This is a genomic window from Streptomyces sp. CB02414 (assembly GCF_001905385.1).
Lineage (GTDB): Bacteria > Actinomycetota > Actinomycetes > Streptomycetales > Streptomycetaceae > Streptomyces.
Map to the genome: position 1 here is coordinate 263865 of NZ_LIPF01000001.1, position 24729 is coordinate 288593.

The 24729-nt window shown below is 73.3% G+C and carries 20 protein-coding genes and 1 pseudogene; 7 read left to right on the top strand and 14 right to left on the bottom strand.

Annotation, left to right across the window (positions count from 1 at the left end):
* Positions 1-55: 55 nt before the first annotated feature.
* The 3 genes from AMK11_RS01225 to AMK11_RS01235 form a co-directional block, all read right to left on the bottom strand.
* Positions 56-1519: a glutamate synthase subunit beta gene (locus AMK11_RS01225; protein ID WP_073721854.1), complete on the bottom strand. Its 1464-nt coding sequence runs from the start codon at positions 1517-1519 to the stop codon at positions 56-58.
* Positions 1512-6050 carry a glutamate synthase large subunit gene (gene gltB, locus AMK11_RS01230; protein ID WP_073723824.1) on the bottom strand — a complete coding sequence of 1513 codons (4539 nt, stop codon included), beginning with the start codon at positions 6048-6050 and terminating at the stop codon, positions 1512-1514. Before gltB ends, AMK11_RS01225 begins: the two co-directional genes overlap by 8 nt.
* A gap of 436 nt (positions 6051-6486) precedes the next feature.
* A complete protein-coding gene (locus AMK11_RS01235; RefSeq protein ID WP_073721856.1) occupies positions 6487-7218 on the bottom strand; it encodes a VIT1/CCC1 transporter family protein in 732 nt (243 codons plus the stop codon).
* A 233-nt stretch (positions 7219-7451) separates the two neighbouring features.
* On the opposite strand from AMK11_RS01235, the pseudogene AMK11_RS01240 reads away from it, so the two are divergent.
* From AMK11_RS01240 to AMK11_RS01265, 6 genes and pseudogenes are all read left to right on the top strand, one after another.
* Positions 7452-8438: pseudogene (locus AMK11_RS01240) on the top strand (ADP-ribosylglycohydrolase family protein); the annotation flags it as partial.
* A 506-nt stretch (positions 8439-8944) separates the two neighbouring features.
* Entirely contained in the window at positions 8945-10210 is a 1266-nt protein-coding gene (locus AMK11_RS01245; RefSeq protein WP_073721873.1) for an ADP-ribosylglycohydrolase family protein, read from the top strand.
* A complete protein-coding gene (locus AMK11_RS01250; RefSeq protein WP_198941281.1) occupies positions 10207-11388 on the top strand; it encodes an ADP-ribosylglycohydrolase family protein in 1182 nt (393 codons plus the stop codon). The genes AMK11_RS01245 and AMK11_RS01250 overlap by 4 nt, the downstream gene beginning before the upstream one ends.
* Positions 11376-12755 carry an ADP-ribosylglycohydrolase family protein gene (locus tag AMK11_RS01255; protein ID WP_073721875.1) on the top strand — a complete coding sequence of 460 codons (1380 nt, stop codon included), beginning with the start codon at positions 11376-11378 and terminating at the stop codon, positions 12753-12755. The genes AMK11_RS01250 and AMK11_RS01255 overlap by 13 nt, the downstream gene beginning before the upstream one ends.
* Positions 12737-13966: a CaiB/BaiF CoA transferase family protein gene (locus AMK11_RS01260; protein ID WP_073721877.1), complete on the top strand. Its 1230-nt coding sequence runs from the start codon at positions 12737-12739 to the stop codon at positions 13964-13966. Before AMK11_RS01255 ends, AMK11_RS01260 begins: the two co-directional genes overlap by 19 nt.
* Positions 13963-14787 carry an HpcH/HpaI aldolase/citrate lyase family protein gene (locus AMK11_RS01265; protein WP_073721879.1) on the top strand — a complete coding sequence of 275 codons (825 nt, stop codon included), beginning with the start codon at positions 13963-13965 and terminating at the stop codon, positions 14785-14787. Before AMK11_RS01260 ends, AMK11_RS01265 begins: the two co-directional genes overlap by 4 nt.
* A gap of 18 nt (positions 14788-14805) precedes the next feature.
* Here AMK11_RS01265 and lgt read toward each other — a convergent pair whose 3' ends face one another.
* The 11 genes from lgt to hisI all read right to left on the bottom strand — a co-directional run bounded on the left by lgt (position 14806) and on the right by hisI (position 23703).
* A complete protein-coding gene (gene lgt / locus AMK11_RS01270) occupies positions 14806-15822 on the bottom strand; it encodes a prolipoprotein diacylglyceryl transferase (RefSeq protein ID WP_073721881.1) in 1017 nt (338 codons plus the stop codon).
* Between the two features lie 73 nt (positions 15823-15895).
* On the bottom strand, positions 15896-16666 hold the full coding sequence (locus AMK11_RS01275; RefSeq protein ID WP_073721883.1) for a DsbA family protein: 771 nt from the start codon (positions 16664-16666) through the stop codon (positions 15896-15898).
* 86 nt (positions 16667-16752) lie between these two features.
* Positions 16753-17568 carry a tryptophan synthase subunit alpha gene (trpA, locus tag AMK11_RS01280; protein WP_073721885.1) on the bottom strand — a complete coding sequence of 272 codons (816 nt, stop codon included), beginning with the start codon at positions 17566-17568 and terminating at the stop codon, positions 16753-16755.
* Complete coding sequence (gene trpB / locus AMK11_RS01285) at positions 17565-18848, bottom strand: tryptophan synthase subunit beta (RefSeq protein ID WP_073721887.1); 1284 nt, start codon at positions 18846-18848, stop codon at positions 17565-17567. Before trpB ends, trpA begins: the two co-directional genes overlap by 4 nt.
* Positions 18849-18954: 106 nt before the next feature.
* The gene (trpM, locus tag AMK11_RS39185) at positions 18955-19131 is read right to left on the bottom strand and encodes a tryptophan biosynthesis modulator TrpM (protein WP_079187153.1); all 177 of its coding nucleotides are present in this window, start codon (positions 19129-19131) and stop codon (positions 18955-18957) included.
* Between the two features lie 22 nt (positions 19132-19153).
* Positions 19154-19963 (bottom strand): indole-3-glycerol phosphate synthase TrpC, encoded by an 810-nt coding sequence (gene trpC, locus AMK11_RS01290; RefSeq protein WP_073721889.1) that lies wholly within the window; start codon positions 19961-19963, stop codon positions 19154-19156.
* A 127-nt stretch (positions 19964-20090) separates the two neighbouring features.
* Positions 20091-20531, bottom strand: a complete 441-nt coding sequence (locus AMK11_RS01295; protein ID WP_073723828.1) for a DUF2752 domain-containing protein — start codon at positions 20529-20531, stop codon at positions 20091-20093.
* A 152-nt stretch (positions 20532-20683) separates the two neighbouring features.
* The gene (locus tag AMK11_RS01300) at positions 20684-20935 is read right to left on the bottom strand and encodes an HGxxPAAW family protein (protein ID WP_073721891.1); all 252 of its coding nucleotides are present in this window, start codon (positions 20933-20935) and stop codon (positions 20684-20686) included.
* Positions 20936-21089: 154 nt separating this feature from the next.
* Positions 21090-21731 carry a TIGR02234 family membrane protein gene (locus tag AMK11_RS01305; protein ID WP_073721893.1) on the bottom strand — a complete coding sequence of 214 codons (642 nt, stop codon included), beginning with the start codon at positions 21729-21731 and terminating at the stop codon, positions 21090-21092.
* 62 nt (positions 21732-21793) lie between these two features.
* On the bottom strand, positions 21794-23284 hold the full coding sequence (locus AMK11_RS01310) for an anthranilate synthase component I (protein WP_073723830.1): 1491 nt from the start codon (positions 23282-23284) through the stop codon (positions 21794-21796).
* A gap of 20 nt (positions 23285-23304) precedes the next feature.
* Positions 23305-23703 carry a phosphoribosyl-AMP cyclohydrolase gene (hisI, locus tag AMK11_RS01315; protein ID WP_073723832.1) on the bottom strand — a complete coding sequence of 133 codons (399 nt, stop codon included), beginning with the start codon at positions 23701-23703 and terminating at the stop codon, positions 23305-23307.
* Positions 23704-23785: 82 nt separating this feature from the next.
* Here hisI and AMK11_RS01320 point away from each other — a divergent pair, with 82 nt between their 5' ends.
* Positions 23786-24421 carry a TIGR03085 family metal-binding protein gene (locus AMK11_RS01320; protein ID WP_073721895.1) on the top strand — a complete coding sequence of 212 codons (636 nt, stop codon included), beginning with the start codon at positions 23786-23788 and terminating at the stop codon, positions 24419-24421.
* Positions 24422-24729: the final 308 nt, after the last annotated feature.

Genomic DNA, 24729 nt, shown 5'->3' on the forward strand with positions numbered 1-24729 from the left:
CGCCATCAGTGTTCCGTACGCCTTTGTACGGGACGTTCTTCGGTTGTTCCGTCCGTCAGACCGCGAGGGCGCGGTCGGTCGGCCGGATCGGGGCCGGCAGTTCGCTGGCCCCGGTCAGGAAGCGGTCGGCGCCGCGGGCGGCGGAGCGGCCCTCGGCGATCGCCCAGACGATGAGCGACTGGCCGCGGCCGGCGTCACCGGCGACGAACACACCCGGCACGTTGGTCTGGAAGTCGGCGTCCCGGGCGATGTTACCCCGTTCGTCGAGCTCCAGGCCGAACTGGTCGACCAGGCCGTTGTCCCGGTCGGTGCCGGTGAAGCCCATGGCGAGGGTGACGAGCTGGGCGGGGATCTTGCGCTCGGTGCCCGGCTTCGCGGTGAGCTTGCCGTCGACGAACTCGACCTCGCTCATGTGCAGCCACTGGACGTTGCCGTCCTCGTCGCCCTCGAAGTGGGTGGTGGAGACGGCGTAGACCCGCTCGCCACCCTCCTCGTGGGCGCTGGTGACCTTGTAGAGCATCGGGAAGGTCGGCCAGGGCTGGCGCACCGCGTCCCGTTCCTCACCCGGCCGGGGCATGATCTCCAGCTGGGTGACGGAGGCGGCACCCTGGCGGTGGGCGGTGCCCACGCAGTCGGCGCCGGTGTCGCCGCCGCCGATGACGACGACGTGCTTGCCCTCGGCCGTGATCGGGGGCGCCACGTAGTCGCCCTCCTGGACCTTGTTGGCCAGGGGCAGGTACTCCATCGCCTGGTGGATGCCGTTCAGCTCGCGGCCGGGGACCGGCAGGTCGCGGGCGGTGGTGGCGCCGGCGGCGATGACGACGGCGTCGTAGCGCTTCTTCAGGTCGGTCGCCTTGAGGTCGCGGCCGATCTCGACGCCGGTGCGGAAGCGGGTGCCCTCCGCGCGCATCTGCTCGATGCGGCGGTTGATGTGCCGCTTCTCCATCTTGAACTCGGGGATGCCGTAGCGCAGCAGGCCGCCGACGCGGTCGGCGCGCTCGTAGACGGCGACGGTGTGGCCGGCCCGGGTGAGCTGCTGGGCGGCGGCCAGGCCCGCGGGGCCGGAGCCGATGACGGCGACGGTCTTGCCGGACAGGCGCTCGGGGATCTGCGGGGCGACGTCCCCGGTCTCCCACGCCTTGTCGATGATGGAGACCTCGACGTTCTTGATGGTGACCGGCGGCTGGTTGATGCCGAGCACGCACGCCGACTCGCAGGGGGCCGGGCACAGGCGGCCGGTGAACTCCGGGAAGTTGTTGGTGGCGTGCAGGCGTTCCTGCGCGGCCTGCCAGTCCTCGCGGTAGGCGTAGTCGTTCCACTCGGGGATCAGGTTCCCGAGCGGGCAGCCGTTGTGGCAGAACGGGATGCCACAGTCCATGCAGCGGCTGGCCTGCTTGCTGATGATCGGCAGCAGGGAGCCGGGGACGTAGACCTCGTTCCAGTCCTTGACGCGCTCCGGGACCGGGCGGGTCTGGGCGACCTCGCGCCCGTGGTTCAGAAAGCCCTTGGGATCAGCCATTGGTCGCCGCCTCCATCATCTTCTCGGTGATCTCGGTCTCGGAGAGACCGGCTCGCTCGGCGGCGTCCTTGGCGGCGAGCACTGCCTTGTACGTGCTGGGGATGATCTTGCTGAAGCGCTCCACGGAGTTGTCCCACTCGGCGAGCAGCTTCGCGGCGACAGTGGAGCCCGTCTCCTCCTGGTGCCGGCGCACGACGTCGTGCAGCCATGCGCGGTCGGCGTCGTCCAGCGCCTCGACGGCGCCCACGTTGCCGGAGTTGACGTTGTCGCGGTCCAGGTCGACGACGTAGGCGATGCCGCCGGACATGCCGGCCGCGAAGTTGCGCCCGGTCTCGCCGAGGACGACCGCGTGGCCGCCGGTCATGTACTCGCAGCCGTGGTCGCCGACGCCCTCGGAGACGACCGTCGCGCCGGAGTTGCGGACGCAGAAGCGCTCGCCGACCTTGCCGCGCAGGAACATCTCGCCGCCGGTGGCGCCGTAGCCGATGGTGTTGCCGGCGATGGTGGAGTACTCGGCGAGGTGGTCGGCGCCCCGGTCCGGGCGGACGACGATCCGGCCGCCGGAGAGGCCCTTGCCGACGTAGTCGTTGGCGTCGCCCTCCAGGCGCAGCGTGATGCCGCGCGGGACGAAGGCGCCGAAGGACTGGCCGGCGGAGCCGGTGAAGGTGATGTCGACGGTGTCGTCGGGCAGGCCCCCGCCGCCGAACTTCTTGGTCACCTCGTGGCCGAGCATGGTGCCGACCGTGCGGTTGATGTTGCGGATGGCGACCTGGGCGCGCACCGGCGCGGCGTCGGTGGCGTCCGTGGCACCGAGCGCGTCGGAGGCGAGCTTGATCAGCTGGTTGTCGAGGGCCTTCTCCAGGCCGTGGTCCTGGACGATCGCCTGGTGGCGCAGGGCGCCCTCGGGCAGTTCGGGCACGTGGAACAGCGGCTCCAGGTCCAGTCCCTGTGCCTTCCAGTGGTCGACGGCGCGGGTGACGTCGAGGGTTTCGGCGTGGCCGACGGCCTCCTCGATGGAGCGGAAGCCCAGCTCGGCGAGGATCTCGCGGACCTCTTCGGCGATGAACTGGAAGAAGTTCACCACGTACTCGGCCTTGCCGGAGAACCGGTCGCGCAGCACCGGGTTCTGGGTGGCGATGCCGACCGGGCAGGTGTCGAGGTGGCAGACGCGCATCATGACGCAGCCGGAGACGACGAGCGGGGCGGTCGCGAAACCGAACTCCTCGGCGCCGAGCAGCGCGGCGATGACGACGTCGCGGCCGGTCTTGAGCTGGCCGTCGGTCTGGACGACGATCCGGTCGCGCAGGCCGTTGAGCAGCAGGGTCTGCTGGGTCTCGGCGAGGCCCAGCTCCCAGGGTCCGCCCGCGTGCTTGAGCGACGTCAGCGGGGAGGCGCCGGTGCCGCCGTCGTGGCCCGAGATGAGGACGACGTCCGCGTGCGCCTTCGACACACCCGCCGCGACCGTGCCGACGCCGACCTCGGAGACCAGCTTGACGTGAATCCGCGCCTGCGGGTTCGCGTTCTTCAGGTCGTGGATCAGCTGGGCCAGGTCCTCGATGGAGTAGATGTCGTGGTGCGGTGGCGGGGAGATCAGGCCCACGCCGGGCGTCGAGTGCCGGGTCTTGGCGACCCACGGGTAGACCTTGTGGCCGGGCAGCTGGCCGCCCTCGCCGGGCTTGGCGCCCTGGGCCATCTTGATCTGGATGTCGTCGGCGTTGACCAGGTACTCGGAGGTCACGCCGAAGCGGCCGGAGGCGACCTGCTTGATCGACGAACGGCGCGCCGGGTCGTACAGGCGCTCCGGGTCCTCGCCGCCCTCACCGGTGTTGGACTTGCCGCCCAGCTGGTTCATGGCGATGGCGAGGGTCTCGTGCGCCTCCTGGGAGATGGAGCCGTACGACATGGCGCCGGTGGAGAAGCGCTTGACGATCTCGGAGACGGGCTCGACCTCGTCGACGGAGATCGGCTGCCGGTCCGACTTGAAGCCGAACAGGCCGCGCAGCGTCATCAGCCGCTCGGACTGCTCGTTCACGCGCTCGGTGTACTTCTTGAAGATGTCGTACTTGCCGGATCGCGTGGAGTGCTGGAGGCGGAAGACCGTCTCCGGGTCGAACAGGTGCGGCTCGCCCTCGCGGCGCCACTGGTACTCGCCGCCGATGTCCAGGGCGCGGTGGGCGGGCGCGATGCCGCTGGCCGGGTACGCCTTGGCGTGGCGGGCGGCGACCTCCTCGGCGACGACGTCGATGCCGATGCCGCCGATCTTGGTGGCGGTGCCGTTGAAGTACTTCTCGACGAACGCCTCGTCCAGGCCGACGGCCTCGAAGACCTGGGCGCCGCGGTAGGAGGCGACGGTGGAGATGCCCATCTTGGACATGACCTTGAGGACGCCCTTGCCGAGGGCGTAGATCAGGTTCCGGATGGCCTGCTCGGACTCCATGCCGGGCAGGAAGGTGCCCGCGCGGACCAGGTCCTCGACGGACTCCATGGCCAGGTACGGGTTGACCGCGGCGGCGCCGTAGCCGATGAGCAGGGCGACGTGGTGGACCTCGCGGACGTCGCCGGCCTCGACCAGCAGGCCCACCTCGGTGCGCTGCTTGGTGCGGATGAGGTGGTGGTGGACGGCGGCGGTGAGCAGCAGCGACGGGATCGGGGCGTGCTCGGCGTCCGAGTGGCGGTCGGAGAGGACGATGAGCCGGGCGCCGTTCTCGATGGCGGCGTCGGTCTCGGCGCAGATCTCCTCTATGCGCGCGGCGAGCGTGTCGCCGCCGCCGTGCACCCGGTAGAGGCCGGAGAGGGTCGCGGCCTTGAAGCCGGGCATGTCGCCGTCGGCGTTGATGTGGATGAGCTTGGCCAGCTCGTCGTTGTCGATGACCGGGAAGGGCAGCAGGACGCTGCGGCAGGAGGCGGCCGTCGGGTCGAGCAGGTTGCCCTGGGGGCCCAGCGAGGAGCGCAGGGAGGTGACCAGTTCCTCGCGGATGGCGTCCAGCGGCGGGTTGGTGACCTGCGCGAAGAGCTGGGTGAAGTAGTCGAAGAGCAGCCGGGGCCGGTCGGAGAGCGCGGCGATGGGCGAGTCGGTGCCCATGGAGCCGATCGGTTCGGCGCCGGCCTTGGCCATCGGCGCGAGGATGACGCGCAGCTCCTCCTCGGTGTACCCGAAGGTCTGCTGGCGGCGGGTGACCGAGGCGTGGGTGTGGACGATGTGCTCGCGCTCGGGCAGGTCGGACAGCTCGATCTCGCCGGCTTCCATCCACTCGCCGTAGGGCTGCTCGGCGGCGAGCTGGGCCTTGATCTCGTCGTCCTCGATGATGCGGTGCTCGGCGGTGTCCACGAGGAACATGCGGCCGGGCTGCAGGCGGCCCTTGCGGACGACCTTCGCGGGGTCGATGTCGAGGACGCCGACCTCGGAGCCGAGGACGACGAGGCCGTCGTCGGTGACCCAGTAGCGGCCGGGGCGCAGACCGTTGCGGTCGAGGACGGCGCCGACCTGGGTGCCGTCGGTGAAGGTGACGCAGGCGGGGCCGTCCCAGGGTTCCATCATCGTGGAGTGGAACTGGTAGAAGGCGCGCCGGGCCGGGTCCATGGAGTCGTGGTTCTCCCACGCCTCCGGGATCATCATCAGCACCGAGTGCGGCAGGGAGCGCCCGCCGAGGTGCAGCAGCTCCAGCACCTCGTCGAAGGAGGCCGAGTCGGAGGCGTCCGGCGTGCAGACCGGGAAGAGCCGGTCCAGGTCGGAGGAGGCCCCGAAGACGTCGGAGACGAGCTGGGACTCGCGGGCGCGCATCCAGTTGCGGTTGCCCTTGACCGTGTTGATCTCGCCGTTGTGCGCGACGAAGCGGTACGGGTGGGCGAGCGGCCAGCTCGGGAAGGTGTTGGTGGAGAACCGGGAGTGCACGAGCGCGATCGCGGAGGCGAAGCGGCGGTCGGACAGGTCCGGGAAGAAGGGCTCGAGCTGGCCGGTGGTCAGCATGCCCTTGTAGACGATGGTCCGCGCGGACAGCGACGGGAAGTAGACCCCGGCCTCGCGCTCGGCGCGCTTGCGCAGCGCGAAGGCTCGGCGGTCGAGGTCGATGCCCTGCGAGGCGCCGTCGGCCACGAAGATCTGGCGGAAGACCGGCATGGTGGAGCGGGCGGTGGCGCCGAGCAGCTGCGGGGCGACCGGGACCTCGCGCCAGCCGAGGACGCTCAGGCCCTCCTCGCCGGCGATCGTCTCGATGCGCGAGACGGCGTCCTCGGTGCCGTCGACCGGCAGGAAGGCGATGCCGACGGCGTACGCCCCGGCCTCGGGCAGTTCGAATCCGGCCACCTCGCGGAAGAAGGCGTCGGGCACCTGGGAGAGGATGCCGGCGCCGTCGCCCGAGTCGGGCTCGGAGCCGGTGGCGCCGCGGTGCTCGAGGTTGCGCAGCACGGTGAGTGCCTGGTCGACCAGGTTGTGCGATGCCTCGCCGGTGAGAGTGGCGACGAAACCGACGCCGCAGGCGTCGTGCTCGTTGCGGGGGTCGTACATACCCTGCGCAGCAGGGCGAGCATCCATGAAGGACCAGTTCTGGCCATTCGCGGAGTGCTGGGACGGCTGGCGCGGCGTACGCATCGGCTCTCCCGTCGTCGTCATCTGGCATGTGCAAGTGCCGAGGGACGACGTTGGCCCTCTGCGTGGGATCAAAATTTGGTGCAGGTTACATGATGGGGCGGTTCTCGGGAAGCGGGATAATCCGTTCCACCATGCGGACACCGGGGGTTGCGGAGGGGGTTCCGTACCCGGCGGTGGAGGCTTTGGGGACCGAGGCGGACAGATCGGTGTCCGTCGGCCCGAGGGCGCGGAGGGAGCTTCGTCGCCCACTCCGCGGGTGCGCGGTGGGCCTCGTTGCTCACAGCGCTTTCGGCTCATGCCCGGGGATCACGCGCTCGAAACCAGCGAGTAGCAACTTCTGCGACTACTTATGCGGTCCGTCGCATAAGTCCGAGCCGGGCTATCCTACGGCCGTTCCGAACAGGCTGCCCAGGGCGTACGTCACACCGGCCGCGGCGCCACCGAGGGCGAGCTGCCGCAGACCGCTGTACCACCAGCTGCGCGCCGTCACCTTGGCGACCACCGCGCCACACAGGAACAGACCGGCCAGCGCGAGCAGGACGGCGGGCCACAGCGCACTGGCGCCGAGCAGGAACGGCAGGACGGGAAGCAGCGCGCCGAGCGCGAAGGATCCGAACGAGGACACGGCCGCGACCAGCGGGGACGGCAGGTCGGAGGGGTCGATGCCCAGCTCCTCGCGGGCGTGTATCTCCAGCGCCTGCTCGGGGTCCCGGGACAGCTGCCGGGCGACCTCGCGGGCGAGGCCGGCGTCCACGCCCCGCGCCTCGTAGAGCGCCGCGAGCTCGGCCTCCTCGTCCGCCGGGTGCTTGCGCAGCTCGCGGCGCTCGACGTCCAGCTCGGCCTCGACGAGCTCGCGCTGCGAGGCGACGGAGGTGTACTCGCCGGCCGCCATGGAGAAGGCGCCGGCGGCGAGGCCCGCGAGTCCGCTGATCACCACGGTCTGCTGACTCGCCGTACCGCCGGCGACACCGGCCATCAGGGCGAGGTTGGAGACCAGGCCGTCCATGGCGCCGAAGACGGCGGGGCGCAGCCAGCCGCCGTTCACGTCGCGGTGGGTGTGGTTGTCGCGGTGCGCCTCGTGCAGCGGCGCCTCGGTCTCGATGATGGCCATGCGGGCCCCCCGGAGAACTAGTTTGGACTGGGTCTACTTTTTAACAACACCCAATCTACGCCGCTCATTTCCGCTCCGCCAGCAAGGAAAGGCTGGGCTTACCTGCGGTTTTACCCTTTCTCGCTCATCCGTGATCTTGCCTGCACAGATGTCGTCCGGGTGACGCTCGGGCCCGCGAGGCTGCGACGCGCGCGGCGCCGGGGACACATCCGCAAAGGGAGAGGAGAGGCCGCATGGCATCCACCGCCTGCATTCCCCCGGCCCCCGCGCCCGGGGACGCCGTCGGACTCCGTGAGCGGGCCCGGGGCGCGCTGCTGGGCCTGGCCGTCGGGGACGCCCTCGGAGCGCCGGCCGAGAACATGAAGCCCTCCGAGATCCGCGCCCGCTGGGGACGCATCACGGGCTACGTGGCCCGCGAGCCGGCCGGCACCGACGACACCGAGTACGCGATCTTCTCCGGTCTGCTGCTGGCCCGGTACGGCGCCGCGCTCACCCCGGCCCATGTGGAGGCGGCCTGGCACGAGTGGATCGCGGACCGGGAGGAGGGCCCGTTCCGGGGCGCGGGCTTCAGCGAACGCGGCACCCTGGAGAACCTGCGCCGCGGGCTGGCCGCGCCCATCTCCGCGCAGCACCGCCACGCGTGGAGCGACGGGCTCGCGATGCGAGCCGCGCCGCACGGCGTGTTCGCGGCGGGCCGTCCCGCCGAGGCCGCCCGGCTGGTGGCGATCGACGGCTCGGTCAGCCACGACGGCGAGGGCATCTACGGTGGCCAGGCGGTGGCGGCGGGGGTCGCGGCGGCGATGGCGGGGGCGCCGACCGACGCGGTGGTGGCCTCCGCGCTGGCCGTCGTCCCGGAGGACTCCTGGACGGCCCGCTGTCTGCGCCGGGCGATGACCGCGGCCCACCTCGGCGAACGCGCCGTCCGCTCCGCGGTGGTCATCGGCGGTTACCCCTGGACCGACCTGGCCCCCGAGGCGGTCGCCCTCGCCTTCGGCGCGTACGCGGCGGCCGACGGCGACTTCACGGACGCGGTACTGACGGCCGTCAACATGGGGCGCGACGCCGACACCACGGCGGCGGTGGCGGGCGCCCTGGCCGGCGCGACCCGGGGCGCCGCCGCGATCCCGGCCGAGTGGGCGTCGGCGATCGGCCCGGCCCGCGGCAGCTGCCTGCCGGCGATGGCGGGGCACCATGTGCTGGAGGTGGCGGACCTGCTGACGCGGGCGGCGGCTCCCGCGGGGGCCGCCGGGGCCCTCACGGCGGGCGAGGACGGCGTACCGGACGGGTACGGCGCGCCCTCCGGCACCCCGGGCGACGGCCCCGCGCCGGGTGGCCCGCCGGAGATCACCGCCCCCGTACACCCTGTACCGGCCGGGCCTCCGGGCCGCGCCCCCGCGCGGACCACACCACCAAGCCCCCACGCGAACGCCGCCCGGCGCCAGGCGAGCACCGACATCACACGGACCGTCCCACCCACCGCCACCGCCACCGCCACCGCCACCGCCACCGCCACACCGATCGAGCCACCCACCGCGGCACACAACGCCGTATCCACCGACGGAGACCCGTCGTCGGCCGGCACCCCCAGTACGGGCGGCCGAGGCGTGCGGGACGCGGAAGCACTCACCGTCGGACGGACCGCCGTACCCGCCGGCACAGCCGACCCGGCCCCGGAACGGGCCCTGCGCGCGCACCCCGGTGACGAGGTCGCGGCGGAGGCGGCAACATGAGCAGGGGGCGACCCGGCGGGGAGGAACCGGTCACCACCGCGTACGTCGCCACGGCCGACGCGCCGGACGCGTCCCCGCCCGCCGGGAGCGGGCACCGGCCGGTGTCCGAGGCCGCCGCCCCGGCGACCCGCGCCGCCGGTGACCGCGTCGAGGGCCTCCTCCTCGGGCTGGCCGCCGGAGACGCCGCCGGGTGGCCCGCCGCCCGGCACCGGGCCGCGCGGATGCCCGAGTGGACCCGCCGCCTCACCCGCGAGCTGGACACCTTCGCCGAGCAGAACGCCACCACCACCCTCCCCGTGCCCATCGCCCTGAACCAGCCCCCGGAGCCGCTGCGCCTCGGCCCCTCCGACGACGCGGAGTGGGCGGCGTTCGCGGCGGAGGCGGTGCTGCGGGCCGGGGACGACGGCGCGCTCGGGGACCTGAGCCGGGAACGGCGGATGCGGGCCGCGATCGACCTGACCTGGAACGCCGCCGCCAGCGAGGTGGCCGCGGCAACGGAACGCGCCCCGGAGCCGGAGTCGGCGGTACTGCCGCTGCGGGCCCGCATCTCGGTCCGGGCCGGGCTCGGCAACCTCGCCACCGGACTGCGCCCGCCCGCCACCGGCCACGACAACCCGCACTACTTCGACGACGCCGCCTGCGTCCGCGCCTGCGTCCTCGCCGTCGCCCACCCAGGCGACCCGCGGCCCGCCGCCGATCTGGCCGAGTTCGACGCCCGCTACACCCAGGACGGCGACGGGGTGCACGGCGCCCGCGCCATGGCGGCGGCACTGGCCCGCGCCCTCGGCGGCGGCGACGTACGCGCCTGCGTGACGGCCGCGCTCGCCGAACTGCCCCCGGAGACGGAGATCGGCCGCAACGCCCGCCAGGCACTGGCCCTCGCGGCGGACGCGGAGAGCACCTTCGCGCTGGTCCCGCTGCTGGAGCACCAGATCGTCGACCACGTCTACAGCTACGGCATCGCCGCCGCCGAGACCGTCCCGGTCGCCCTCGCCCTGACCGTCGCCGCCGAAGGCCGCATCGCGGAGGCGGTACCGGCGGCGGCCTGCCTCTCCCGGGTCGCGGACTCCGCCCCCGCACTGGCCGGCGCCCTCACCGGCGCGCTGGGCGGCGGCGCGGCGATCCCCGCCTCCTGGCGCGAGACCTGCCGCATCCTCCCCGGCTGCGTACTGCCCCGGCTCACCGGCACCGACCTGGTCGAACTCGCCGGACTCCTGCACGCACGCACCGGCCCCGATCGGAAAGGACCGCACCTGACATGAGGGACGACATGAGGACGCCCGGCTCCCCCACCGCGTCCCTGGAGGAACGCGTCACCGGCGCCCTCGTCGGCGCCGCCGTCGGTGACGCGCTCGGCGGCCCCGTCGAGGGCTACTCCCCCGCCCAGATCCTCGAACGCCACGGCGGCCGCGTGCACGGCGTCGTCGGCCCCTGGAACGGCGACGACTGGCGCACCGCCCGCCCCATCGCCCCGTACCACAAGGGCGACGGCCACGTCACCGACGACACCCTGATGACCCACGCGCTGGTCCGGGTGTACGGCACGGTCCGCGACCACCTCGACGCCCACGCCGTCGCCGAGCACCTGGTCCCGGACCTGATGACCAACCCGCGCTGGATCCCGGAGCTGGAGGCCGAGGCCCTCCCCCTCCAGCGGATCTTCCTGGCGGAGAAGTGGCTGGTGGCCCGGCTCCACTACGGCCACGTCGACCCGCGCGAGGCCGGCACCGGCAACATCGTCAACTGCGGTGCCGCGATGTACATGGCCCCGGTCGGACTGGTCAACGCCGCGAACCCGGCCGCCGCCTACGCCGAGGCGCTGGACGTCGCGGGCGCGCACCAGTCGTCGTACGGCCGTGAGGCGGCCGGTGTCCTCGCGGCGGCGGTGGCCGCGGCCTGTGTGCCCGGCGCGACGCCGGACTCGGTGGTGGCCGCCTGTCTGTCGCTGGCGAAGGACGGCACGCGGGCGGCGATCGAGGCGGTCTGCGAGGTGGCCGCGCGGTACTCGGACTTCGAGTCGGCGCTGACGCCGCTGCGGGAGGCGGTCGCCCCGTACGACACGGTCGGCCCGGACTACCGCGCACCCTCGCTCGGCGCCCGCCGCCCGTCCCGGCTGCACGCGATCGAGGAACTGCCCGTCGCCCTCGGCATGCTGGTCGTCTCCGGCGGCGACTGGCGGCACGCGGTCCTCGGCGCGGTGAACTACGGCCGCGACTGCGACTCCATCGCCACGATGGCGGGCGCGCTGGCCGGGGCGCTGGGCTCACCGGTGCCGGAGGACTGGGCGAAGACGGTGGCCGAGGCGAGCCGGCTCGACCTGTGGGAACCGGCGGCGACGCTCACCCACGTCGCCCGTGAGGTCTTCGAGCGCGACGTGCGGCGGCGCCGCGCCCACGAGGAGGCGTTCGCCGCGATCGGAGGCGCGGGATGCTCCGGCTGACCTGGGTCCAGCCCGAGGACCTGATCGGACACGAGCTGCGCCAGGCGCGGCTGGACGGCCGCAATCCCTCGGCGGTCGCGGCCCGCTGGCGGGCGGCGGGCGGCAGCGAGGCCCCGCCCCGGGCAGGCGCCGCCACCCGGCCGGCCTCCCGTTACCTCCGCCTCCTCGCGAACGACCTCCTGGACGAACTCGCCGACCTGCCCAGCCCCATGGCGGACACCGAGCCGACGGACCTCGACCGGATCAGGGCGCTGTGCCCCGACTGGCCGCCCCCCGCGACCGCTCCCGGGTCCGTGTCCCCGGCCCGGCTGGAAGCCGCCTGGCTCGGCCGGGCCGCTGGCTGCCTCCTGGGCAAACCCGTCGAGAAGCTCCCCCTGACCGGCATCCGCCTCCTCGGCCGGGCCGCCGGCAACTGGCCCCCGACCGGCTACTTCACCGCCCGGCAAGTCCCGGCCGGCCTCCTCGCCGCCCACCCCTGGAACCGCCGCTCGGCGCCCACGTCCCTGGCCGAGAACATCGACGGGATGCCCGAGGACGACGACCTCAACTACCCCCTCCTCAACCTGCGCCTCCTGCGACGCCACAGCCGGGCCTTCACCACCGCCGACGTCGCACGGGTCTGGCTCGACGAGCTGCCCGCCGGCCGCACCTTCACCGCCGAACGCGTCGCCTACCGCAATCTGCTCAGCGGCCTCGAACCCCCGCTCACCGCCCGCCACCGCAACCCGTTCCGCGAGTGGATCGGCGCCCTGATCCGCGCCGACGTGCACGGCTGGACCAACCCCGGCGACCCGGCCGCCGCCGCCGAACAGGCCCACCGGGACGCCGTCCTCACCCACACGGCCAACGGCGTGTACGCGGCCATGTTCGCGGCGGCCGTCCTCGCGACCGCCGCGACCGGCGCGCACGACGTCCACGCCTGTCTGCGCGCCGGCCTCGCGGTCGTACCGCCCGGCTCCCGCCTCGCCGAAGCCGTCCGTCACGCCGTCCACCTCGCCGGGACCCACTCCGACTTCGACACGGTCGTGGACGCCCTGCACGCCCGCCACTCCCCCACCCACCACTGGGTGCACGCCGTCCCCAACACCGCGCTGCTCGCCGCCGCCCTCACCCACGCGGACGGCGACTTCACCGGCTCGGTCTCCCGCGCGGTGTCCGGCGGCTGGGACACCGACTCCAACGGCGCCACCGCCGGCAGCGTCGCCGGACTCCTCGCCGGTTCGCCCGCCGCGCTGCCCGAGCACTGGACGGCCCCGCTGAAGAACCGCCTGGCCACCTCGGTCGGCGACTTCGACGGCATCGGCTTCGACACCCTCGCCCACCTCACCCACCGGGAGGCCACCCGCCCATGCCCGAGCCCCGCGTGACCGCCACCCCCGCCACCCCGGCCGCCGCACCACCGCTGAGCGGCCTGCGCGTCCTCGACCTCGCCACGCTCTTCGCGGGCCCGCTGGCCGCCACCATGCTCGGTGACTTCGGCGCCGAGGTGATCAAGGTGGAGCATCCGAGCCGCCCCGACCCGTCCCGGGGCCACGGCCCGTCCAAGGACGGCGTCGGCCTGTGGTGGAAGGTGCTGGGCCGCAACAAGCGCACCATCACCCTCGACCTGTCCAAGCCCGCCGGCCGCACCACCCTGCTCCGCCTCGCCGCGACCGCGGACGTCGTCGTCGAGAACTTCCGCCCCGGCACCCTGGAGAAGTGGGACCTGGGCTGGGACGAGCTGTCCGCCGTCAATCCGCGCCTCGTCCTCACCCGCGTCACCGGCTTCGGCCAGTTCGGCCCGTACGCGCGCCGCCCCGGCTTCGGCACCCTCGCCGAGGCCATGAGCGGTTTCGCCGCGATGACCGGCGAGCCCGACGCGCCCCCTACGCTGCCCCCGTTCGGCCTCGCCGACTCCATCGCCGCCCTGGCGACCGCGTACGCCGTGATGACGGCGCTGGCCGCCCGGGAGCGGACCGGCGAGGGTCAGGTGGTCGACATGGCGATCATCGAGCCGATCCTGACCGTGCTGGGCCCGCAGCCCACCTGGTACGACCAGCTCGGCCACGTCCAGCCCCGCACCGGCAACCGCTCCCAGAACAACGCCCCGCGCAACACCTACCGGACCGCCGACGGCACCTGGGTCGCCGTCTCCACCTCGGCCCAGTCGGTCGCCGAGCGCGTGATGCGCCTGGTGGGGCGGCCGGAGCTGATCGACGAGCCCTGGTTCGGGTCGGGCGCCGACCGGGCCCTGCACGCCGACGTGCTCGACGCGGCGGTCGGCGACTGGATCGCCCGGCACGGCCGTGCCGACGTGCTCGCCGCGTTCGAGAAGGCCGAGGCGGCCGTCGCCCCGGTGCAGGACGTGCGGGACGTGATGGCCGACCCGCAGTACCAGGCCCTGGACACCGTCACGACGGTCGACGATCCGGAGCTGGGTCCGCTGCGCATGCAGAACGTCCTCTTCCGGCTCTCCGCCACCCCGGGCGCGATCCGCTGGGCGGGCCGCCCGCACGGCGCGGACACCGAGGAGGTGCTGACCGGGCTGGGGCTGACCCCGGCGGACGTGAAGGAGCTGCGTGAGGAGGGCGTCGTATGACCGCACCCCCGCTGACCTGGCTGTACGCCCCCGGGGACCGGCCCCCGGTGGTCGCCAAGGCGCTGGCCGCGGGCGCCGACGTGGTGGTGATCGACCTGGAGGACGCGGTCGCCCCCGACCGCAAGGAGTACGCCCGCGGGGCCACCGCCGAACTGCTCACCGAGCCGCAGCCGGTGCCGGTGCACGTCCGCGTCAACGCCCTGGACGGCCCCTTGGCCGCGGCCGACCTGGCGGCGCTGGCCGCGCTGCCGGGGCTGTCCGGGCTGCGGCTGCCCAAGGTGACCTCCCCCGAGCAGGTCACCGGCGTCGCGGCGGCCACCGGCGGGCCGCCCCTGTACGCGCTGCTGGAGACGGCCCTGGGCGTGGAGCGGGCGTACCGGATCGCCGCCGCCCACCCGTCACTGCGCGGCATCGCGCTCGGGGAGGCCGATCTCCGCGCCGACCTGGGGGTACGCGGGGACACGGGGCTGGACTGGTCGCGTGCGCGGGTGGTCGTGGCCGCGCGGGCGGCAGGGCTGGCACCGCCGTCGCAGACGGTGCATCCGGACACCCGGGACCTGGAGGGTCTGGCGGCGTCCTGCGCGCACGGCCGGGCCCTGGGCTTCCTCGGCCGCGCGGCGATCCACCCCCGCCAGCTGCCGATCATCGAGCGGGCGTACCTGCCGACCGAGCGGGAGCTGGAGGAGGCGGAGACGATCGTGAAGGCGGCCACCGCGCAGCCGGGGGCGCTGGCGCTGCCGGACGGGCGGTTCGTGGACGCGGCGGTGGTGGCGACGGCCCAGCGCACGCTGTCACTGGCGCGGCGGCCCGCACTGTCGTGACAGACGTACGCTGCGCGGTCAGCCCTTCTTGGCGGAGTCGGCCCCGTCCTTCACGTCCTTGGCGGCGTCCTCGGTGTCACCGGCGGCCTCGGTGTCATCGACGTTCCTGGCGTCCTTGGCGTCCTTGGCGTCCGCCGATTCGCCGCCCTCGGTGTCGTCCTGGGGGTCCTTCGAGTCGGTGGCCGCGTCCGCCTCCACGGCGTCGCCGCCGGACGGTTCCGCGCCGGGCTCGACCACGGCCTCGCGACCCGGCCGCATCCGCGCCGAGAGCACGATGTAGACCACGGCGAGCAGGAAGACGAACAGCGCGGTCCAGTTGTTCAGCCGGAGGCCCAGGATGTGGTGGGCGTCGTCGACGCGCATGTACTCGATCCAGAAGCGGCCCGCGCAGTAGGCCGCGACGTACAGGGCGAACGCCCGTCCGTGGCCGAGCTTGAAGCGGCGGTCGGCCCAGATGACGAGCAGGGCGACGCCGATGCACCACAGGGACTCGTACAGGAAGGTCGGGTGGTACGTGCCGGGCACCCGTCCGTCGGCCGAGGAGGTGATCTCCACGGCCCAGGGCAGGTCGGTGGGCTTGCCGTAGAGCTCCTGGTTGAACCAGTTGCCCCAGCGGCCGAGGGCCTGCGCGAGGGCGATGCCGGGGGCGACGGCGTCGGCGTAGGCGGGCATCGGGATGCCCCGGCGCCGGGCGCCGATCCAGGCGCCCAGCGCACCGAAGGCGATCGCACCCCAGATGCCGAGTCCGCCCTCCCAGATCTTGAAGGCGTCGACCCAGTCACGGCCCTCGCTGAAGTACAGCTGGTAGTCCGTGATCACGTGGTAGAGCCGGCCGCCGATCAGACCGAAGGGAACGGCCCAGACAGCGATGTCGGCCACCGTGCCGGCCCGGCCGCCGCGGGCGATCCAGCGCTTGTTGCCGAGCCAGACGGCGACGAAGACACCGATGATGATGCAGAACGCGTAGCCGCGCAGCGGAACGGGGCCGAGGTACAGCACCCCGCTCGACGGGCTGGGAATGAAGGCAAGTTCCATGGCAGGGTCGACGCTACCGTGTCGGGCGGCACCCGCGTCGGGCAGCCCGGCTACGGGTCCGTAACACCGTCCCTCACTTGTTGGCGTCCGCCACCAGTCGCTTGAGCTTGGCGGGGGTCATGGAGCGGTCCTGGTAGATGTTCTTGCCGTCCAGGAGGACGGTGGGCGTGCCGCTGAAGCCGCCGGTGCGGAAGGCCTCGTTCGACTTCTCCACCCAGCTGTTGTGCGTGCCGTTCTTCACACACTTCTGGAAGAGGGCGGTGTCGAGGCCGTCGACCTTGCCCGCCAGGTCGATCAGCTTGTCCTCGTCGGCGTAGGCGTCGTCGGTCTCGGCGGGCTGGTTGGTGAACAGCACGTCGTGGTAGGCCGGGAACTTCCCGGCGTCCTGGGCGCAGGCCGCGGCGTTGGCGGCCTTGCGGGAGCCCGTGCCGCCCATGTTGCCGTCGATGATGGTCGCCAGGTGGTACTCGACTTTGAGCTGTCCGGCGTCGGTCAGCTCGTGGATCGTGTCGCGGTACGCCAGCTCGAAGGCCTTGCAGGCCGGGCAGCGGAAGTCCTCCCAGATGACGAGCGTCGACCCGGCGCTCTCCTTGCCGACCGGGATGGCGAGACTGTCCTTGCCCTGGGCGCCCGAGGGCGCCACGACCGGGCCGGAGGCCTCGCTGTCGTCCTGGCCCGTGTTGGCGGCGATCACGCCGACCACGGCCGCGAGCCCGAGGACGCCCACCACGCTCGCGCCGACGATCAGCGCGCGGCGGCGCTTGTCCCTGGACTTCTGCTTCTCGCGCTCGGCCGCAAGCTTCTGGCGGGCGGTGCGCTTTCCCTCTCGGTTCTTCTCGCTCACACCCCGCAGAACGAACCGGGGAGGCGCACCGCGCCTCCCCGGTCCCAGGTCCACCCGTACGAGGGACCCCTGTCACATGCGTGTCGTCACGCCTGTCCGCGCACGCCCTTCGCCAGGTCGGCGGCGAGCGCGCGGACGCCCTCCACGCCGGCCGCGTCGTCGGGGGCGTCCAGCATGCGCTTGACGAACGCCGAGCCGACGATCACTCCGTCGGCGAAGCGGGCGACCTCGGCGGCCTGGGCGGCGTTGGAGACGCCGAGCCCGACGCAGACCGGGGTGTCGGTGGTGGCGCGGGTGCGTCGCACCAGGTCCTCGGCCTGTGCGCCGACCGATTCGCGGGTGCCGGTGACGCCCATCAGGGAGGCGGCGTAGACGAAGCCGCTGCCGGCCGCGGTGATCTCGGCGAGTCGCTCGTCCTTGCTGCTGGGCGCGACCACGAAGACGGTGGCGAGCCCGTGCTTGTCCGCGTGCTCCCTCCACAGGGCCGACTCCTGGACCGGCAGGTCGGGCAGGATGCACCCGGCGCCGCCCGCCTCGGCCAGCTCGGCGGTGAAGCGCTCCACGCCGTAGCGGTCGATGGGGTTCCAGTACGTCATGACGAGGATCGGCTTGCCGGTGGCCGCGTGGGCCTCCCGGACCGTCCGCATCACGTCGGCGATCTTCACGCCGCCGCGCAGGGCGATGTCGTCGGCGGTCTGGATGACCGGGCCGTCGAGCACCGGGTCGCTGTGCGGCAGGCCCACCTCGACGACGTCGGCGCCGCCGTCGATCACGGCCTTGATCGCCGCGATGCCGCCGTCCACGGTCGGGAAGCCGGCCGGGAGGTAGGCGATGAGGGCGGAGCGGCCCTCGGCCTTCGCCGCGGCGAGGGTCTCGTCCAGCAGCCGTACGTTCCCGCTCACTTGGCGTCCCCCTCGATCTCGGCGGTGCCGGAGGCGTCCTCGGCGACCTCGGCGTCGGTGTCGTACAGCCCGAAGTAGCGGGCGGCGGTGTCCATGTCCTTGTCGCCGCGGCCGGACAGGTTGACGACGATCAGTCCGTCCTCGCCCAGCTCCCTGCCGACCTCCAGTGCACCGGCCAGCGCGTGGGCGCTCTCGATGGCCGGGATGATGCCCTCGGTGCGCGACAGCAGGCGCAGCGCCTGCATGGCGGCGTCGTCGGTGACCGCGCGGTACTCGCCGCGGCCGGAGTCCTTGAGGTGGGCGTGCTCGGGGCCGATGCCCGGGTAGTCCAGGCCGGCCGAGATCGAGTACGGCTCGGTGATCTGGCCCTCGTCGTCCTGGAGGACGTAGGACCGGGAGCCGTGCAGGATGCCGGGCTCGCCCGCGGTCAGGGTCGCCGCGTGCTCGCCGGTCTCCACGCCGTGTCCGGCGGGCTCGCAGCCGATGAGGCGGACGTCGGTGTCGGGGATGAAGGCGTGGAAGAGGCCGATGGCGTTGGAGCCGCCGCCGACGCAGGCGATCGCGGCGTCGGGGAGGCGTCCGGCCTGCTCCAGGAGCTGCCGGCGGGCCTCGACGCCGATGACGCGGTGGAAGTCGCGCACCATCGCCGGGAAGGGGTGGGGGCCGGCGACCGTGCCGAAGAGGTAGTGGGTGTGGTCGACGTTGGCGACCCAGTCGCGGAACGCCTCGTTGATCGCGTCCTTCAGCGTGCGGCTGCCGGACTTCACGGCGATGACCTCGGCGCCGAGCATGCGCATGCGGGCCACGTTGAGGGCCTGGCGGCGGGTGTCGATCTCGCCCATGTAGATCGTGCAGTCCAGGCCGAAGAGCGCGCAGGCGGTGGCGGTGGCCACGCCGTGCTGGCCGGCGCCGGTCTCGGCGATCACGCGGGTCTTGCCCATGCGCTTGGTGAGCAGGGCCTGGCCGAGCACGTTGTTGATCTTGTGCGAGCCGGTGTGGTTCAGGTCTTCGCGCTTGAGGAAGATCCTGGCTCCGCCGGCGTGCTCCGCGAAGCGGGGCACCTCGGTGAGGGAGGACGGGCGGCCGGTGTAGTGGACGAGGAGGTCGTCCAGTTCACGGGCGAACTCGGGGTCGGACTTGGCCTTGTCGTACTCGACGGCGACCTCGTCGACCGCGGCGACGAGGGCCTCCGGGATGAACTTGCCGCCGTACGCCCCGAAGTAGCCTTCGGGGCTGGGGGTTTGACCCTCGGGGTCGGGGATGAAGAAGTTGCTGGGCATGCGGGTACCTCACGGTGAGTGTCTGGTGGGGACTAATCGCCGTGGGGGCGGGGACTCGTTGTCGGCTGCCGGCCGTCGGTGGCTTGTCGCGCAGTTCCCCGCGCCCCTAAAAGACGGGGCGTTGCCATCGCTGTCCGTTTACCTGCCCAGGCTCGTCTCCGATGACGTACCGCACCCTGCGGCCGTGCACCCTGCGGGCGGGCGCGCGGCAGCCTCGGGGCCGGCAGCCGCGCGCGAGGCGGGCGTACGGGTCCCGGGCGGCCGGGGCGAGCGGAAGAGTCATCGGGAGCAAGCCTACCGGGATGTCAGCCCCGGCCGTGGCGGAGTGCCGGGTGTTCGCCGGCGGCGACCAGGTCGGCGACGGCGGTCTTGGGGTCGCGGCCGGTGACCAGGGACTCGCCGACCAGGACGGCGTCGGCGCCCTCGTTGGCGTAGGCGATGAGGTCGTGCGGGCCGCGGACGCCGGACTCGGCGACCTTGACGATGTGTGCGGGGATCTCCGGGGCGACCCGCTCGAAGGTGCCGCGGTCGACCTCCAGCGTCTTCAGGTTGCGCGCGTTGACGCCGATGACCTTGGCGCCGGCGTCCACCGCGCGCTCGACCTCGTCCTCGTCGTGGACCTCGACGAGCGGGGTCAGTCCGATGGACTCGGCGCGCTCGATCAGCGACTCCAGGGCCGGCTGCTCCAGGGCGGCGACGATCAGCAGCACCAGGTCGGCGCCGTGCGCGCGGGCCTCCCAGAGCTGGTACGAGGTGACGATGAAGTCCTTGCGCAGGACCGGGATGTCCACGCGGGCGCGGACGGCCTCCAGGTCGGCCAGCGAACCGCCGAAGCGGCGCTGCTCGGTCAGGACGGAGATGACGGCGGCGCCGCCCGCCTCGTAGTCCGCGGCGAGGCCGGCCGGGTCGGCGATGGCGGCCAGCGCGCCCTTGGACGGGCTGGAGCGCTTGACCTCGCAGATGACCTTGACGCCGTCGCCGCGCAGGGCGGACACGCCGTCCTTGGCGGGGCGTGCCTTGGCCGCGCGCTCCTTGAGCTCGTCGAGGCTGACGCGCGCCTGCCGCTCCGCGAGGTCGGCACGGACTCCGTCGATGATCTCGTCGAGCACACTCACGCGAGCGGCCCCCTTTCAGACGGCGGTACGTATCGGAACGTATGGTCACTGCGATGGTATCCGGAGCGGGGCGCCGGTCCCGCATCCGGTTGACCCGGGGTCCACTACCTGGACACCCGGCGGATGATCAAGGTCGGAGCCAGCCGCCGAACGGCAGGTTCCGGACAACCGTGAAGGCCAGCATCAGCGCGCCCGCCGCCCAGAGGTGGACCGGGCCGAGGTCGATCCGCATGGGCCGGCCGCGCGCCGCGCGGACCACCCAGACGGTCCAGAGCACGGCGAGGCCGACGTAGGCGAGGACGGCCGGGGCGTTGGCCTGCAGTGCGGTCGGCAGGTCTCCGTGGACGAACGCGTGGGCGCTGCGCAGGCCGCCGCAGCCGGGGCAGAGGACGCCCGTGAAGCGCAGCAGGGGGCAGACGGGGTAGTGGCCGGGTTCGTTGGGGTCCACGCTTCCGACGTAGGCGAAGGCGCCGGCCACGGTCGCGAGCACGGCGGCCGGGACGGCCAGGCGGCCGAGGAGGGCGGGTCCGCGAGTCGCCGCGGGGGGCACCGTCGTGTCCTGGGTCATGGTCGTGCCCTGGGTGAGGGTCCTGCTCGGCGTCGGTTTCCCGGTCTCGGCGTCCACCCTGCGCATTCTGCCTCCGGGCGGCCCCGCACGCACGCGAGGGGCGGACCGGCACGAGCGTGCCGGGCCGCCCCTCGGGAGGTGTCGTCGCCGGGTCAGCCCTTGGCGCCGACCGGCTTGCTGTCGCCGGTGACCTGGTGCACGGGGTGGGTGTGGCGCGGCTGGCCGAGGCCCATCATCCGCATGATGCCGCCCACGGCACCGCCGAGGAGCACGACCACCATGCCGGCCCAGAAGCCCACCGGCTGGGCCGCCACCATGAACACGCCCGCGATGCAGAAACCGATGAAGGCGATGATGACACCCGTCCAGGCGGCCGGGGTGTGACCGTGGCTGCTGCCCGCCATTGCTTGCTCCTCGTTGCTGTGTGCCAAGTCTGAGCAGGACGCTCGGGATCATTGTCCCGCACGGGCGCGCGCGCCGTGAGCGGGGGTGCTCCCCTCGCCTGCGTGGCGCCGGACCTCGTCCCGGGTGCCCAGGAGGGGGCGGGTGAACCGCGGGTCAGGCGCCGGTCGGGTCCTCGCCGCGGTCGAGGGCCTTCCAGAGGTCCTCGGGGCGGTCCGGATCGACGGTCTGCGGCTTGCGGCGCGGACGCGGCGTGCCGTCGCGCTCGTAGCGGCCGGACATCGCGGGCCACAGGCGTCCGTAGCGCAGGGCGAGCAGCCCGGCCAGCAGCAGCAGCGCGCCGCCGGCGGCCGCGACGTACGGCCAGGCGGTGTGCGTGAGGGCGTCCACGGTGGCCGAGGTGTCGCCGGCGGCCTCGGCGGCCTTGTCGTCCAGGGCGGAGCTGTCGGAGGCGCCGGCCAGGGCGGCGACGACGGTGCCGGCGCCGCTGAGCGCGAGCACGGCGGCGACCGCGAACCGGCCCGCGCGGCGCACGGCGAAGACGGCGACGAGCGCGGCGAGGCCGACTATGGCGAGCGCCGCGGGTACGCCCGTGACGTCGCTGCCCTTGGCGGTCAGCGGGAACGCGCCGCCGGCCACCGTCGCGGTGCCCTCCGACCACTCCTGCCGGGTGGCGAGCAGGGCGACGCCGGCGCCGAGCGCGCCGCACAGCAGGGCGACGGCGAGGCTCCGGCGGCCGGACCGGGCGGGTCCTGCGGCTGGGGTTCGGGGGTGAGGAACAGCTGTCACGTACTCCACTATCACCCGAACCCCGGGCGAACCGTCACCCGGGGTTCGGAATCCGTGGCGTGAGAATGGCCCTATCGCCCCAGCCGGTTGGCCGTGTGCACCGCGCGGAGCACCGCCGCGGCCTTGTTGCGGCACTCGGTGTCCTCGGCGACCGGGTCGGAGTCGGCGACGACGCCGGCGCCGGCCTGGACGTAGGCGGTGCCGTCGCGCAGCAGGGCGGTGCGGATGGCGATGGCGGTGTCGGAGTCGCCCGCGAAGTCGAGGTAGCCGACGCAGCCGCCGTACAGGCCGCGCCGGGACGGTTCGAGTTCGTCGATGATCTGCAGGGCGCGCGGCTTGGGGGCGCCGGAGAGGGTGCCGGCCGGGAAGCAGGCGGTGAGGACGTCGAAGGCGGTGCGGCCGGGGGCGACGCGGCCGGTGACCGTCGAGACGATGTGCATGACGTGCGAGTACCGCTCGACGGACATGAAGTCGACGACCTCCACCGAGCCCGGTTCGCAGACGCGCCCCAGGTCGTTGCGGCCGAGGTCGACGAGCATCAGGTGCTCGGCGCGCTCCTTGGGGTCGGCGAGCAGTTCCTCGGCGAGGGCCTGGTCCTCCTGCGGGGTGGCGCCCCGGGGGCGGGTCCCGGCGATGGGGTGGACCATGGCGCGCCCGTCCTCGACCTTGACCAGCGCCTCCGGCGACGATCCGACGACGTCGAAGCCGTCGAGGCGGAGCAGGTACATGTACGGGGAGGGGTTGGTGGCCCGCAGTACCCGGTACACGTCCAGGGCGCTCGCCGTGCACGGTGTCTCGAAGCGCTGGGAGGGGACCACCTGGAAGGCCTCGCCCGCGCGGATGCGCTCCTTGATGTCCTCGACGGCTTCCTGGAAGTCGGTGCCGCCCCACAGGGCGGTGTACTCGGGCAGCTCGGAGGGCGGGAGGGCGGCCGGGGGCTGGGCGACCGCGCGTGTGAGGTCGGCCTCCATGGCGTCCAGGCGGGCGACCGCGTCGGCGTAGGCCTCGTCAACGCCGGTCTCCAGGTCGTTGTGGTTGATCGCGTTGGCGATCAGCAGGACCGAGCCCTCCCAGTGGTCCATGACGGCGAGGTCGCTGGTGAGCAGCATGGTCAGCTCGGGGAGCTTCAGGTCGTCCCGCTCCCCGGGGCCGACCTTCTCCAGGCGGCGCACGATGTCGTAGCCGAGGTAGCCGACCATGCCGCCGGTGAAGGGGGGCAGCCCCAGGTCGTGCGCGAGGTCGCGCGGGGTGTGCAGGGTTTCGACGGTGGCGCGCAGGGCGGCGAGCGGGTCGCCGCCGGTGGGGACGCCGACGGGCGGGGTGCCCTGCCAGTGGGCTTCGCCGTCCTTCTCGGTGAGGGTGGCGGCGCTGCGGACGCCGACGAAGGAGTACCGGGACCAGGAACGGCCGTTCTCCGCGGACTCCAGGAGGAAGGTGCCGGGGCGTTCGGCGGCGAGCTTGCGGTAGAGCGCGACCGGGGTGTCGCCGTCGGCGAGGAGCTTGCGGCTGACCGGGATCACCCGGCGGTCGGCGGCCAGCTTGCGGAAGGTGTCGAGGTCCATGACGTCCATGGCGGCAGACCCTACTGATCCGCGCCGGGCGTCTCGGCACCCGCGCCGTCCCCGAGCAGGACATCGGCGTCGAAGCAGGTGCGGGCGCCGGTGTGGCAGGCGGCGCCGACCTGGTCGACCTTGACGAGGACGGTGTCGGCGTCGCAGTCCAGGGCGACCGACTTCACCCACTGGAAGTGCCCCGAGGTGTCGCCCTTGACCCAGTACTCCTGGCGGCTGCGCGACCAGTAGGTGCAGCGCCCGGTCGTCAGCGTGCGGTGCAGTGCCTCGTCGTCCATCCAGCCGAGCATCAGCACCTCCCCGGTGTCGTACTGCTGGGCGATGGCGGGCAGGAGGCCGTCGGCGCTGCGCTTGAGGCGGTCGGCGATCTCCGGGGCGAGCGGGCTGGGCCGCCGGGAGCTGCTGGTCATGGGCCCCATTGTGCCGCGCGGGACCGACACACCCCGGGGGCGTCCATTGGGCGGACCCGGCGGACGGCCGTAGGCTGACTCCATGTCGACTTTCGCCAAGCGTGAACGACTTCTGCTCGCGGACCTGTTGGAGACTGCGGGGCCGGACGCGCCCACGCTCTGCGAGGGCTGGCGCACCCGTGACCTCGCCGCCCACCTGGTGGTGCGCGAGCGCCGGCCGGACGCGGCCGGGGGCACCCTGATCAAGCAGCTGGCGTCCCGGCTGGACCGGGTCATGGACGAGTACGGCACGAAGCCGTACGAGGAGCTGATCCAGCTGATCCGCACGGGCCCGCCCCGCTTCTCCCCCTTCCAGCTCAAGCAGGTCGACGAGGCGGCGAACACGGTGGAGTTCTACGTCCACGCCGAGGACGTCCGCCGCGCCCAGCCGGACTGGTCGCCGCGCGAGCTGGACCCGGTCTTCCAGGACGCCCTGTGGTCCCGCCTGGAGCGCGCCGCGCGGCTGATGGGCCGGGGCATCCCGACCGGCCTGGTGCTGCGCCGCCCGAACGGCCAGACGACGGTCGCCCACCGGGGCACGCCGGTGGTGACGGCGACGGGTGAGCCGTCCGAGCTGCTGCTGTTCGCGTACGGGCGGCAGAGCGCGGCGAAGGTGGAGCTGGAGGGCGAGGAGGACGCGATCGCCAAGCTGCACGAGACGAAGCAGCTGGGGATCTGAGGCGACCGGGCGGGCGCCCGGCAGGCGGGGACCCTGGGCGCCGGGCGACTGCCCGGCCATCGGGAGCTGTGGCCGTCGGGTGGCTGGCCCGGAAATCGAGGGCCTGAGGCACCGGCCGACGGCCCCGGCAGCCGGGGATCTGAGGCGACCGGGCGGCTGGCCCGGCATCCCGGGACCCGAGGCCGCCCGGTGACTGCCCCAGCCCTCGGGAGCTGTAGCCGCCGGGTGGCTGGTCCGGAAATCAAGGGCCCGAGGCACCGGCCGACGGCCCCCGCAGCCGGGGATCTGAGGCGACCGGGCGGCTGGCC

Coding starts and splice junctions, on each gene's coding strand:
- AMK11_RS01310 (WP_073723830.1), bottom strand. CDS start 23,284: ATGGACCTCGACACCTTCCGCAAGCTGGCCGCCGACCGCCGGGTGATC.
- hisI (WP_073723832.1), bottom strand. CDS start 23,703: ATGACCAGCAGCTCCCGGCGGCCCAGCCCGCTCGCCCCGGAGATCGCC.
- lgt (WP_073721881.1), bottom strand. CDS start 15,822: ATGGAACTTGCCTTCATTCCCAGCCCGTCGAGCGGGGTGCTGTACCTC.
- AMK11_RS01300 (WP_073721891.1), bottom strand. CDS start 20,935: ATGGCGGGCAGCAGCCACGGTCACACCCCGGCCGCCTGGACGGGTGTC.
- AMK11_RS01255 (WP_073721875.1), top strand. CDS start 11,376: ATGCTCCGGCTGACCTGGGTCCAGCCCGAGGACCTGATCGGACACGAG.
- AMK11_RS01295 (WP_073723828.1), bottom strand. CDS start 20,531: ATGACCCAGGACACGACGGTGCCCCCCGCGGCGACTCGCGGACCCGCC.
- trpM (WP_079187153.1), bottom strand. CDS start 19,131: ATGACTCTTCCGCTCGCCCCGGCCGCCCGGGACCCGTACGCCCGCCTC.
- AMK11_RS01245 (WP_073721873.1), top strand. CDS start 8,945: ATGAGCAGGGGGCGACCCGGCGGGGAGGAACCGGTCACCACCGCGTAC.
- gltB (WP_073723824.1), bottom strand. CDS start 6,050: ATGGATGCTCGCCCTGCTGCGCAGGGTATGTACGACCCCCGCAACGAG.
- AMK11_RS01260 (WP_073721877.1), top strand. CDS start 12,737: ATGCCCGAGCCCCGCGTGACCGCCACCCCCGCCACCCCGGCCGCCGCA.
- AMK11_RS01225 (WP_073721854.1), bottom strand. CDS start 1,519: ATGGCTGATCCCAAGGGCTTTCTGAACCACGGGCGCGAGGTCGCCCAG.
- AMK11_RS01250 (WP_198941281.1), top strand. CDS start 10,207: ATGAGGGACGACATGAGGACGCCCGGCTCCCCCACCGCGTCCCTGGAG.
- trpB (WP_073721887.1), bottom strand. CDS start 18,848: ATGCCCAGCAACTTCTTCATCCCCGACCCCGAGGGTCAAACCCCCAGC.
- AMK11_RS01235 (WP_073721856.1), bottom strand. CDS start 7,218: ATGGCCATCATCGAGACCGAGGCGCCGCTGCACGAGGCGCACCGCGAC.
- AMK11_RS01265 (WP_073721879.1), top strand. CDS start 13,963: ATGACCGCACCCCCGCTGACCTGGCTGTACGCCCCCGGGGACCGGCCC.
- AMK11_RS01320 (WP_073721895.1), top strand. CDS start 23,786: ATGTCGACTTTCGCCAAGCGTGAACGACTTCTGCTCGCGGACCTGTTG.